Origin of the sequence: Oribacterium sp. NK2B42, from assembly GCF_000424445.1 — a bacterium.
Lineage (GTDB): Bacteria > Bacillota > Clostridia > Lachnospirales > Lachnospiraceae > Oribacterium.
The window spans coordinates 1-12,922 of record NZ_AUJX01000066.1 but is presented as its reverse complement, the minus strand read 5'-3'; the positions used below and the strand labels follow the sequence as shown (position 1 = coordinate 12,922).

Below are 12,922 nucleotides of genomic sequence, written 5' to 3'. Positions count from 1 at the left end.
ATCTTGGCTATATCCTTTTTGAATATTTCTTCAAGAATTCCGGTAAGATATTTTCTTTTTTCCTGTAAATCGGCACACTGAAGAACTTTTGGCATACCTCCGTCATGAACATAGCGTGAGAACTCCAGGATAGGGTTCTCTTCTATACTCAGATTCATAAAATCCTTCATTCCTTCATACTCAGAGTAGGACAAGGGCAGTATTTCAAATACCTTGTAGCTGTCCCTGAACCTTGACTCAAAATCCTCGCTCAGGATATACGAGCTCGAAGCAGAAAGAAATATGGAACATCTGTCTTCCTGATAAAGAGAAAAGAGCGGCTCTTCGAATCCCTCCACCATCTGAATCTCATCTATGAAAAAATAGATTATGCCCTCCCTTGACTTAACCAGCCTTTCATTGATGACCCCGCGGAGTTTTTCTGCATTTTTCACATTTTTAAACTCTTTTGCATCCAAATCGATATGAATGAGGTTTGCAGTTGAATTCCCCCTCCAACGGAGTTCATTCATGATCATCTCCATGATACAGGATTTGCCGCTGCCCCTTATACCGGTAAGAATTTTTATCTTTTTTTTGTCCTGATAAAAGCCCCTGATTTTTTGCAGATAATTCTGTCTCTTGTATAACTTCATAGCTGTACACCTCACCCTCCCTTGATCGAGCAGCTTCTTAATGGGGTAAAAATTAATTTACTGTTTATAAATATTATAATCTGATAAATTTTTTCAATCTATATTTAAAAAATGACGTTTTAGTCTGTTTTTATATATTTTTATTACGAAAAAAATTTTTACTGTTAAATTTTGCCATATAAACAAAAGAGGGCAAATTCCATTTGATATGGAATTTGCCCTCTTCATTGTTTTATTTCAATTTTTTCTGTATGATTTTTACCCTCTTATGGTTAAAAAGCTCTGGTTTGCAACAGGGTAGTTTTAATTATGCATTAACCTTCTGACCGCTCTTTACATTTCCGCTTGTCATGAAAGTTATCTTATCGTCATCATTTACCTCTGTTATAACTGTAAAGGTCTGCATTGAACATCTCGTCCTTGATCTCATCCTTTGAAAGGATCTTTCCGTCTGCTACTGAAACAATCTCTGAATCATCATGGCTCTCAAGAGCTGCTGCGCTCTTTTCAGTTTCTTTTACCTTCGAAGTATCCGGCTCAGTGCCTAGAACTAAAATTCTAACATCTGCACCATACCGCTCGCGGATTATTCCGGCGATTTCATCGGTGTAGCCGGGGACTACGATGAGGATCTCGTCAACGGGATCCGACATAAAATGGTCAGGGGAGACGATAGGAATGTGTGATGCCGGGGCGTATTTTCCCTGTTTGAATTTAGCAGAATCGATGATGTATTTTACTTTTCCGCCTAGTTTAGTGGTGGCTGCCAATGTGAATCCCTGGTGGCTTGCTCCCCAGATGGCCATGGTTTTGTTTTCGGCTGAAAGTTGAGTCAGGTGTGAATTAACCTCTTCATTCAAACGGTCATAGCTATCTTTTAAGGAAGAAACATCTATGAGCTGTCCATTGTAGCGAAGATTTGTTAGGTCATCGGGATCTGCTTTTTTTACGATGATCTCAATGGTGTCGCGGTTTACAAGGCACATGTCAAGGACCTCGAAGCCATTGTCCTGGAAAAGCTTATGCAAGGTGAACTCGGTATAGTTTGCAATGTGGTCGTGGAGCAGCTCGTAGTAGCCGTTATACTTCAGGATATACTCGAAGCTCGGAACCGTCACGAGACCCAGGGCCTTTGGTTTTAAGTTATGCCAGATGTTTTGAAGCATATCCTTAGGGTATGGCTGGTGCTCAAGGAAGTTGAACTGTACGAAGGCGTCGAAGGGACCGTCGGGATAGGTGTAGTCGCCCTCTGCAAAGCCTTCGTAGACGTGATAGTTTACTTTTTGAAAGTGACCACTTTCGTGCAAACACTTCACTTTAGGAAAGCACTCTACTTTTGTGCAAAAATTCAAATTTCGTGCATCTATAGATGATTCCAGAATCTTTTCTTCTGATTTTTTATTTGAAGAACACCCTGCGTTTGTTGCTACGTTTGCCAGGGACTTGTTTTGTATATCCTGTTTTGCTATGGCATCGTAGTAGTCTTCGGCATGAGCATTGGCTTCTTCCACCAGTTCCCTTTTGTGCTCGATTCCGGTGAGCTTCAGTGGCAATGCTTTTGGCTGACCTGACAGCGGATCCTTCTCCATATCTTTCTCAAGGGCTTCCGCGCCTGCTTCATCTTCAGCCAGGTTCTGCCACATGCGGAGGAACTCTCCTCTTCCGCAGCCTACCTCCACGATATTTCTGCCCTTGACACCATTCTCTCTCATATGCTCAAGAAGTCTTGCATACTCTTCGTGACGAAGCTTTGTCATGGTGCTGGTTCCACCACCGGCACGGATAACGTCTTTGTAATATGATACCGGCTCGCAGTCAAATTGAACCAGACCGCATTCAGTGCACTGGCAAAGATCCAACGTGATGGGGTGGTCAGCATCAAGTTCGTCTTTCGAAGGTATATCCTGAGCCGATGCCGGCATATCTTTGAAGGTCATAAGTTTCTTTATTTCGTGCCCGCAGGCTAAACATTTCATTTTCATTATAAATCTCCATATTAAACACTGATGTGGTACGATTATATCACATCTCTCCCAATCTTCTCTCTCAAAAATATTCTCATTAGCAAACCAATTGAACACTTGTCTTGTATGATTTTCAAAGACATCTTATACAGTCTAGAAATATCCATTACAAATAAATAAGAACAATGACAACACATCTATTTATAATTGTGTGATATAATTTCTATATAACCAATTCACTTATGATTCAAGAACGGAAATCTCTTGAATTTTTCCTTTCTTGAACCATTAGAGGAAGGATTTAAATGTGAAAATCGAAGATATTAGAAACGCTTTTATATCCGGAATTCCAGTAGAATATAAAGCACATTGTCTGAAAAGGATGGCAGAAAGAGACATCACTAGAAAAGATATCTCAAATTGTATAATGCATGGCGAGATTATTGAAGATTATCCGTTGGATGCAGACAATACCTCTGAGACTTCCTATCCATCCTGCTTGATTTTATGGGTTGATATTGCTGAAAGTGGTGCGATTCATGTAGTTGTTGGGTACAACAGGCATAGAATAATCATCATATCTGCTTATAAACCTGACGAGGACCGTTGGGAAAAAGATTTTAAAACAAGAAAGGAGACCAAATAATGTGTAACGCTTGTTTTGGAGACAACAAAACTAAGACTACGACCACTTTTACAGTGGAATACAAAGGCTGCATTATTGTTATACGTAATGTTCCTTGTTTGGAATGCCAAAAATGCGGCGAAATCACATTCACGGATGAAGTAGCCGAACAGTTGGAAAAAATTGTGGCAGCGGCTAAAACCGTTTTGCAAGATGTCTCCGTTATCGATTATTCAAAAGTTGCATAAGTAACAAAATAAAACGTAAAAAAATACCAAGTGAAGGTGTGATCTCGCCTTTACTTGGTATTTTTTTAATCAAATATCATAAGGAGTCTTCAACCTCTCCGTCTTCCCTTCAACCGGCTTCGAGTTCCATCCTCTTTTTCTTTACGAGCTCTCCGATGCCTGCTTCAAAAGATATTTCCTGGTGGAAGCCGAGGCGCTGAAGCTTCAGGATCTCGGGAGACATGTTTGCGGCGCCTTCAGCATTGTTGCTGCGGGTTCCGAACTCGAGCTCTGCTCCGCCGCCGGCGATTTCATTCATTTCCTGAACGAATTTCTTGAGCATTCTGGAATCACTTCCTGCAATATCGTAAACGTCTGTGCGGGTCTCATCCGACTGTAGGAGAATGCTTATGGCTCTTGCACAATCTCTTACTTCAAGGTAATTCCATCTCTGTGCACAGGGTCCGAGCACCACTGGTGTTCCCTTGAGGGAGCCTTTAAGTACTGTGTTTACAAGGCTTGTCTTGTGGTCTCCGTCACCGTAAACGCTGAAAATGCGTGTGTGAAGGAACTGCATTGGCCTCTCATCATACATCTGGGAAAGGAGGCTCTGTTCTGTTGCCCAGCGTCCGAAGGCGCGTTTTGCCTTTCCGTAAGGGCTTATGGGTCTCGGTGAGCGGTGGTTGCCGTCGCCGTACTCTGCCTGGGATCCCGCGAAGATGAACTTCTGCGCTCCCAGAACCTTTGCCATGATGTATGCTTTCTTTGCATTTTCAATGTTCTGTATCTGAATGTCTGTGTTTTCTCTTCCTGCGGATCCGATGCCGTCCCAGGCGAAGTGTACCCAGGCATCGATGATGGGCTCATCGTTTTCGTTTCTTTCAAGGAACTCTGCAAAATGTTCTTCTCCAAGCTCCGCCTCCGGAAGCTGGTCAAAGTCCATGTAAACTGTCTGATACTTTGGTTCTGCGGTGATGCCTCTTTCTTCAAGCACGTCCTGGTTCTTGCTGTCAGGTCTTACTGCTCCTATCACCTCGTAGCCTTCGCTCAAAAGCTGTTTTGCTGTGTAAACGCCCAGAAAACTGGTGACGCCTGTAATGAGTACTCTCATTCGCTACTCCCCTCTTTTAAACATTAGCCCCTTATTTTTCGCAAAGCGAGAGACTAATGCCTATGCCGGATATCCACACAGGACCTCTCCAAAATCCAATATCCGTCATATCCCCTCTTTATTCGCGGATTTAAAATCCTCATATGACCTTTATAATAATCAATTATCTGAGTTTGACAAGTAAAAAATTATTTGCCATACAGTTTATATTGCATATTCTACTAATTTTGACTTTAATATTCATATTCTTCTGACGAGTCAACGACCTCAGCGTGCCTATATGACTCAAGACACCTAATCCCAAAAGTGAGTCAATATTCTTAAAATATTTATATGACTTAAATCTTGCAAACGTTACAATGTGAGTCAAACATCGAGTTTTATCAGAATGATTCAAATTTCATAATCCGAAAGTTAAGTCATATTTTCATCAGCAGCTGACATTCAGTATCTGTGCTTTGCCGTGGAGCTTCATGTTTTCGCTGCTGGCGGGGATGAAGATGCAGTCGCCTTTGAAAAAGTTAATGCTGAAGTCATCTCCGTAGAGGACGCCGCAGCCGTCGGTAACTAACAGGGCGTGGAAGCTGTTCTCTTCTGCGCGGAATCCGGGCATCTGGCGGCCTTCGGTGTTTAGAAGCCAGCGTTCTACCTGGAAGTATTTGCAGCGTGTGAGAAGCTCGCTGGCGCGGCCGTTCTCGTACTTCAGAACTCTCATGGGCTGGCGTGGCTTGGAGCTTGCCTTGAGGCTCGCAACCTTCAGAGCCTTGTCAATGTGGAGAGGTCGCTTGTTTCCGTCCTTGTCCACGCGATTGTAGTCGTAAAATCTGTAGGTCAGATTGCTGCTTTCCTGAATCTCCGCTATCAGGGCCCCGGCGCCGATGGCATGAACGGTACCAGCTTCTATATAGAAGAGATCGTTCTTGAAGATCTCCACATGGTTAAGGTGCTTTTCTATCTTACCGGTTTCGATGCCTCTTCTGACCTGAGCCTCCGTAACATCATGGCTGAAGCCGTAAACAAGCTTTGCTCCCGGCTTTGCGTCAAGAACATACCACATTTCGGTCTTACCCAAGGAGCCGTTTTCATTGGCAAATGCATACTCGTCGTCGGGATGAACCTGCACGGACAGGTCCTGTTTCGCGTCTATGAGTTTTATCAGGATAGGAAGCTCGGGCTTGCCGCCCATGGTTTCCAGTGGGTGGGTACCAAGATACTCCGGATGCTCACGGAGGATTTCCGTCAGCGGCCTGCCGTCCTCAAGAGTTGAGGGACCGTCCGGGTGCGTGGAGCAGACCCAGGCCTCCGCAAAGGGGTTAATGTCTATACCCAGATTGAAATCGTCATTTAGTTTTGTGCCGCCCCATAGGTAGTCCTGTGCCGCCGGCTTCAAAACAAATGGAATTTTTTCTTTCATAATTGTCCTCATACCACCGATTTCCATCGATGGCACAAATAGTGATGGGAAGTATTTTTACACTATTCTTCATATCACCGATTTCCATCGGTGACATAAATAGTTATGGAATATATTCACATCAATCTGTTCTGTAAATGCATGTTTTAACCTTTTATCTCTGACATGCAAATACAGATATAACTGAATGTCACTACAGTCTTGTCCATTTTAGACTTGTTCCTGTAAATTCATGATTTATCAGTTTATCTCTGATATGCAGATGTATATCTAAATGGCTTCATTCCAACGTTTAGTGCCTCAGCACAAACATAGATGAATGCCAATATCCCATTACAGTTCATATTTCTTCTTATCGCCGACATTGATGTCCTTTCCGAGCTGGACTTCGATGAGCTGCAGTCCTTCGTCGCCGGCGATGACGGTGTGCTTTGTGCCTGCTGCCATGGTCACCACGTCTCCGGGCTTTATAGGCTGCTCCATGCCGTCAACGATGGTCTTGCCAGTGCCCTGGATGACGTTCCAGATTTCGTCGCGATGCTCATGGGAATGGTAATTCATCCTGCTGCCCGGCTTAAGGGTGGCCTTGATGGTCAGTGAATTTTCCTCAACATCAAGGATTCTGTAGGTTCCCCAGGACTTGTCCGCGAACATGATCTGCTGGTCAATGGCGTCCACGTAAGGCTTTATCTGGGCGCTCTGCTCCTTGTCGGACACGAGGATGCCCTCGGGGCTTGCGGAAATCACCATATCCTTGAGGCCCATGCCGAGAATCGGGATGCCAAGTTCGTTGATGATGTGAACATTGGCACACTTGTCATTCACCCGGCCGTTTCCGATAATGTTTTCGTCCATAACTTCGGTTAGGGTGTTCCAGGTTCCGACGTCCTTCCACTCGCCTTCGTAGCGAACGACCTCGATGCTCTTTTCGTTCTCAACGACTGCGTAGTCGAATGAAATCTTCTTAAGGTTCTCATAATCCGAGAAGAGCTCGGCGTAATCCGAGGTGCCCAGGAGCTCCTTCGCCTTGTCGAGAACGTAGGAAAGCTTGTAGGCGAAAACACCGCCGTTCCAGAGGGCGCCGGCCTCGATGTATTCCTTCGCCTTTTCCTCGGTGGGCTTTTCGGTGAAGGCGTAGGCAGCATTACCCTGTTCATCCTTTATGGGCTTGATGTAGCCGTACTTGTCACTTGGGTAGGTGGGCCGGATGCCCATAAGGACAAGGTTCTTGTCGCCTCTTTCTGCTTTTTCGTAGAGCTTGTTAACGCACTCGAAGTAAGAGTAATCCACATAGGGGTCCACAGGGCATACAACTACCGCCTCGTTTTCAGGCACCTGCTTTTCGTCATGGAGGTAGGCGGTGGCAAGGGCGATGGCTGCAAATGTATCTCTCCTGCATGGCTCCACGCTGATGCCTACGTCGTAGCCCAGCTGGTTATGGATGGAGGATACCTGGGATTTACTGGTGGCGATGGTCACTTTCGCATCCGGGTCTACGGTTTTGATCTGGTCGTAGATGCGCTGGACCATGGAGGCGTACTCGCCGTCCGCCTTTTTAAAAATCTTAATAAACTGTTTGGAGCGGATGTCGTTGGAAAGGGGCCAGAGGCGCTTTCCGCTGCCGCCGGATAATAAAATTATATTCATATTTGTTTCCTTTATTCATAATACCACCGGGGACGGTTCTCGCCGGCGAGAACCGTCCCCGGTGGATAAAACGGTATCATTAATTAACTCTTTTAACAAGCATTACTTTGTTCATTTCGTCGTCGGAAAGGTAGGGATCCATGTCCTCAAGTGGCGGGCTGACGATGGAGCCGTCGGGGAGTTTCTTCGCGGCGGACTTCGGAAGGAACTGCTGGGACATGGTTACCATGATCTCGCAGATTACGGGGCCTTCTGTGTCGAAGGTTTTCTGCACTGCGGCTTCCAGGTCCTGGTTGTGCCATACCCTCATGAAGGGGTAGCCGTAGGCTGCTGCCAGCTTCTCCATATCCGGGAAGCTGAGGTCGTTAATGCCTTCGACTCCGGAATCAACGCCGATTCCTACAAGGGGCTCTCCTTTGAACAGGTTCGACTGGGTCTGTCTGATGGAGTGGTAGCCGCCGTTGTTGATGAGGAATATCTTTATAGGAAGCTTGTGACTTATTATAGTCTGAAGCTCCTGAAGGTTCATCTGGATTGAGCCGTCGCCGGTGAGAAGGATGATGTCGTGCTTCTCGTATGGCGGGTAGGTTTCTTCTTTTCCGGTCCAGTACGGGTCTCGTATTTCTGCCTGAAGACGTTCGTCCACGGTTTCATGGTAGGATGGGTCGCCGGAGACATTAACGGAATGGACTGCTACGGCTGCGCCGATGGCTGCCGGGAGTCCGTAGCCCATGGAAGCAACGCCGTCCTGGGAGATGAAGCGGGTTCCGTTCTTAATGATATAGGCCTGGCCGCCGGCTACGCAGGGGGAGCCGTTGCCAACTACCGTTACCTGACCGGGCTCTGCCATGCGGGAAATGATGTCCACAACGGCGTAAACATTGGCACGGTTCTCGGGGTCGTCCTGCTTTGCGGGGTCTTCACTGTTCGGTGTGAAGTGCTCCGGGAGGACGGTGGGGTAGTTTTCTCTGTAGAAGGCGCAGGTTTCGAGCCAGGTGAGGTTGGAGGCAGCGCATACGATATGGCTTTCTGCCGCAAAGCCTGAAAGTTGAGTCTGACAGTCAATAGTTGATCCGCCGGATTGAGCCTCTGGAGCTGTGGTTGAGTCTGTGGACTGTGTCATAAGCTCAGAAGCTGAATTATCGGCCTGGCGGTTTCTGCTGGTTTCAACAACTTCCTTTGCCTTTTCTGTGTGGCAAATGCTTGCGGCATCCTCGCGGTTTATGCCTTCGCCGCCCTTGAACAGAGGGTTGTCTCTGGTGACGCCCATCTTGTCAAGCTCATGGAGCAGCGCTTTAAGGAGCGCTCTTGCGTCTGCGTGAACGGGGAGGTCACAGTGAACCGATGGCTTTCTGAGCTCATCTGCGTCTATGTCGTTTACGATAACGTAGGCTTCTCTTGCCCAAGTCGTGAAGTTGTAGCCTACCTGACGGATGTTGAGTCGGGAGCCAATGCTGAGGATCAGGTCAGAATTCTGAACTGCAATGTTTCCGGGGCGGTCGCCTCGACCACCGGGGCGTCCAACGTAAAGCGGATCCTCTGTGGGTATGATGTCGGGGGCATTCCAGCCGACTACTATCGGGATGTTGAGTCTGTGAGCGACTTCAAGGAAGAGGGTTTCTGCTCCCGCGATGCGAATTCCGTTTCCTGTATAGAAGATTGGGCGCTTTGATGCTGCCACCTTCTCGATGATCCTCTTCGGGATAGTCGGGTCAAGTAGCGGTACCGGCTTCTCGCGGTCTCGGGTGTTGCCGTCTTCGAAACGGAGGTGAGGGTTGGTGCTGATACCGGCTTTGTTCAGAAGAGCTTCGGCGTCTGCATTAGAAGAATCAGTTGTATCTACGGCATCGGCATTTGAGGCACATTTTGTTTGTTTCAGAAGATCCCCAGTATCAGCCTTTGAGTCATCTGATGCTTCTGCGGTATTGTTATTTGAGAGATTTGACACTCCTGCATTTTTGTCAAGTGCCATTTCGACAGATTGTACTTTACTTTTAGAAAGTGCTGTTGCTTTATCCAAAATTTCGGATTTACGCCATCCGTCGCCACCTGCTTCATAATCTTCCGGATCGAAGCCCACCAGGTCGTCTGTCTCGATGAAGGTGCCCTGAACATCAACGGGGATGTCCAGCCATACCGGACCGGGACGGCCTGTCTGTGAGAGATAGATGCATTTTTCTACTGCGTAGCGGACTCTCATGGGGTCGCTGAGCATCTCGGCATACTTTGTCATGCAGGTTATGGACTTGGTGATCTCAAATTCCTGATCACCCATGGCTCTCAGGCGGGTACCGTTCTGTTCATGTGCCCAGCGGGCGGTATTGTCATAGCGGACCTGGCCGGAAACCACGATCATGGGGATGGAGTCGAGCCATGCGCCCAGAACGCCGGTGATGGCATTGGTGCCGCCGGGACCTGAGGTCACACAAAGAAGAGCCGGGCGGTTATATATACGGGCATAGGCTTCCGCTGCCATGGCGCAGGCCTGCTCATGATGCTGATAGAGTGTATGCATGCCTTTCTGGTGTCCGAAGGCATCGTTAAGGTGCATGGCGCCGCCGCCTGTGATAGAGAAGTTCTGGGTGATACCGTTTTTTACAAGTGTTTCAGATATGTACTTCGCTAGTTTTATCCTCATGCATTGCTCCATTCTGCTGCGGTTCGGGCAGCATAAATTGCCGTTGTTATCATTCCTTCTATTTTAAGATACATGACCGCTGAAACGCAACCGTGAAAATACTCAAGGAGGGATGCGGATTTAATCAGCTTATACAATATGTTCCAGACCGATTTTCACAGCAAGCAACATCAGTACGATCATGATGGACGGACGGACGAGTCTGATGCCGTTTTTCATCATGAGGCCGGCGCCGATGTAGTTGCCGAGCATGTTGCAGAGGGCGCAGGGGATGCCGAGGGCGAAGAGGGTGTTGCCACTCATTATAAATATGACGAGGGAGGTGATATTGGTGGTAAGGTTAATGACTTTGGTCTGGCCGTTTGCACTCTTCACTCCGAGTTTTGCAAACACCGTAAATGCTATGATGAGAAAGGTTCCTGTTCCAGGGCCGTAGAGTCCGTCGTAGAAGCCGATTATAAGGGCTGCTGCAACGGCTGTGATTATGGTTCGTCTGTCAGGAATTGCTTCGGTGTCTCCATTATCCTTGAACAGATTTTTGTTGATAACAATGAATGCTGTCACCGGCAGCACAAACATTAGCACTGTCACAAGCACTTTCTCAGGTATGTGGAGGCTAAGTCTTGCTCCCATGGAGGAGCCAATGACTGCCGCCACGATGGAGGGCACTGCGATTTTCCAGTTGATAAGGCCCTGCTTTATGAATCTTGCTGTGGCGACTGTGGTTCCGCAGGTGCTTGAAAGCTTGTTTGTAGCTATGGCCATGTGTGCCGGGAGTCCAGCCAAAAGATAAGCCGGGAGGGATATCAGCCCTCCGCCTCCACCGATGGAATCCACAAATCCCGCAATAAACAAAAGCGGGCAGCAAATCATATAGGTTGTTAGTGTTAACTCCATAATCTTATTTCCTTACTAATGATATTAATCCCCTACCTATAAACGTTGGTATCTCGCCTGATAGTTCTGACATACATATGCAAATCTAATTGAATCATATTGTAACTGTTATTTATATTAGAGCGTTAAATTAAAATGTCCAACCGATCAGCCATATTCTCTCAATAATTTTCCGGGATATTTCCGTTCAAATCATAATCTTATCAGCGTAGAAACAGCTTCCAGAGCCTCGATTTATCAAACAGCACGATACACACGTCCATGAAAAGGTGGGCGATGAGGGTGCTGACCAGTACGCCATTGGCCTTAAGCAGGAAGCCCGAATGGAATCCGTACCAGGTTACTCCGGCTGTATATGCTCCCATAAGTATAACGAAGGGGAAGTTTTTTACAATACCTGTAATGTCGCTTTTAAAGCCTTCCCAGGTGACGTCAAAGTAGAAAAGACGGCCAACCACCAGCATTACGAAATATATGATGAGGCTTTCGTAGTTGTAGCTCTCGTAAATGAACCTTATATATAGAAGGATAAACACAACGTAAATGGAGCTCACAAGTCTCATTGAGGCTCTCTGCTTCGCATCGATATGGCGCATGGGCACCAGGATCCGGTCGAGGATTCGGTTCAGAAGCATTGACAGAATAAGGAAAAGGAGGAGCAGCCAGTCCTTGTAGTCATTCCACATGGCGTTAATGCTGTCCACATTTATGCGGTCTCCGATGATGTAGTACAGTGACAGGAGCAGCAGGATCGAGGTGCTGGCGAATACGAGCTCGTAAAAGGATTCGATGAATTCCAGCGGACGGCGGTACCTGAAGTCCGGGGTTCTGCGGCGGAGTAATCTTCGGCTTTGATTCATACCTCGGCTTCGGCTAATGTTTCGGCCTCTACTTCTGCTGACGCTCCGGCCACCCTGGTCCATATTTCGGCTTCTGCTTACTCTTTGAGAAATCTCTGCATTACTGTTTCTGCCTGAGCTTACACCCCCTCTTCCGCTTCGGTCTCTATTCATACTCTGATTTTCGTCAATGTTTAAATCCCGAATTCTTTCATTAGTTCTTCCAACTCTTCTTCCGATGGTTTCTCTATGTCTTTCTTCGCCATCTTCCATACCAATATCAGATTCGGATACCCTGGAGATGCTTCGGTTTATGCAGGCCAGGTTTCTGCGATTTGTTTTAACTTCGGAGTCGTCTTCATCATAGAAATCATCTGAGTCGTCTTCCTCGTAAAAATCATCGAATTCGTCATAAATGTCATCCTCATCTGATCCCAAATCATCACCAGCAGTATTTATTTCAGATACATGACGTGAAACCCGTCTGGGATTTCCTTCAGAATCATCTATTTCTTCCTGATCCTCTTCCGGTATCTCCTCCGGGTCAATTTCCTGCCATATTCTGGCTGTCATAAATATTATCCCCATTACGATAACGAGTCCAGCCAGGGATACCAGAAAGAAGGATATGGCCATGTCCTTGTCAAAGTAATGCTGTGCATAATCTAAATATTCCATTCAGTCTGCCACTCAAAATGTGTGTAAATATACTCACATCGAGAAATTGAAGTCCTCACGGATACTTCTTACTGCTTCAACGTGTATGTTTTGGCGATTGCAAGCAATACGCTACTTACAAGTTCTTGTACACTCCACAGTCGTAAATTCCTGCGATAGCCCGCAGTACATACTTACGTTTGCTTGATTATGCAACTTCGTAAGCTATAGCATCTCTAAGATTAAGACTTGCATTGAAATCCCTATC

General features: G+C 46.5%; 10 protein-coding genes. 2 read left to right on the top strand and 8 right to left on the bottom strand.

Annotation, left to right across the window (positions count from 1 at the left end; translation table 11 throughout):
• Both G625_RS0113685 and G625_RS20045 read right to left on the bottom strand, forming a co-directional pair.
• Window positions 1-635: AAA family ATPase (locus tag G625_RS0113685; protein WP_029201557.1), on the bottom strand; the 635-nt coding region annotated here is incomplete at its 3' end.
• A gap of 371 nt (window positions 636-1,006) precedes the next feature.
• Window positions 1,007-2,617: a class I SAM-dependent methyltransferase gene (locus tag G625_RS20045; RefSeq protein ID WP_049895915.1), complete on the bottom strand. Its 1,611-nt coding sequence runs from the start codon at window positions 2,615-2,617 to the stop codon at window positions 1,007-1,009.
• 289 nt (window positions 2,618-2,906) lie between these two features.
• Here G625_RS20045 and G625_RS0113670 point away from each other — a divergent pair, with 289 nt between their 5' ends.
• Complete coding sequence (locus tag G625_RS0113670; RefSeq protein WP_242826640.1) at window positions 2,907-3,245, top strand: DUF4258 domain-containing protein; 339 nt, start codon at window positions 2,907-2,909, stop codon at window positions 3,243-3,245.
• A complete protein-coding gene (locus G625_RS0113665; protein ID WP_029201555.1) occupies window positions 3,245-3,472 on the top strand; it encodes a YgiT-type zinc finger protein in 228 nt (75 codons plus the stop codon). The genes G625_RS0113670 and G625_RS0113665 overlap by 1 nt, the downstream gene beginning before the upstream one ends.
• 109 nt (window positions 3,473-3,581) lie before the next feature.
• Here the strand turns inward: G625_RS0113665 and G625_RS0113660 are convergent, their stop codons facing one another.
• The 6 genes from G625_RS0113660 to G625_RS21510 form a co-directional block, all read right to left on the bottom strand.
• Window positions 3,582-4,562 (bottom strand): NAD-dependent epimerase/dehydratase family protein, encoded by a 981-nt coding sequence (locus G625_RS0113660; RefSeq protein WP_029201554.1) that lies wholly within the window; start codon window positions 4,560-4,562, stop codon window positions 3,582-3,584.
• Window positions 4,563-4,992: 430 nt separating this feature from the next.
• Complete coding sequence (locus G625_RS0113655) at window positions 4,993-5,976, bottom strand: type I phosphomannose isomerase catalytic subunit (protein ID WP_044932825.1); 984 nt, start codon at window positions 5,974-5,976, stop codon at window positions 4,993-4,995.
• Window positions 5,977-6,309: 333 nt separating this feature from the next.
• A complete protein-coding gene (locus G625_RS0113650) occupies window positions 6,310-7,623 on the bottom strand; it encodes a sugar phosphate nucleotidyltransferase (RefSeq protein WP_029201552.1) in 1,314 nt (437 codons plus the stop codon).
• Window positions 7,624-7,702: 79 nt separating this feature from the next.
• Window positions 7,703-10,261 carry a thiamine pyrophosphate-binding protein gene (locus tag G625_RS23075; RefSeq protein ID WP_029201551.1) on the bottom strand — a complete coding sequence of 853 codons (2,559 nt, stop codon included), beginning with the start codon at window positions 10,259-10,261 and terminating at the stop codon, window positions 7,703-7,705.
• A 129-nt stretch (window positions 10,262-10,390) separates the two neighbouring features.
• Window positions 10,391-11,158 carry a sulfite exporter TauE/SafE family protein gene (locus G625_RS0113635; RefSeq protein WP_029201550.1) on the bottom strand — a complete coding sequence of 256 codons (768 nt, stop codon included), beginning with the start codon at window positions 11,156-11,158 and terminating at the stop codon, window positions 10,391-10,393.
• 203 nt (window positions 11,159-11,361) lie between these two features.
• Window positions 11,362-12,675 carry a hypothetical protein gene (locus tag G625_RS21510; protein WP_049895913.1) on the bottom strand — a complete coding sequence of 438 codons (1,314 nt, stop codon included), beginning with the start codon at window positions 12,673-12,675 and terminating at the stop codon, window positions 11,362-11,364.
• Window positions 12,676-12,922: the final 247 nt, after the last annotated feature.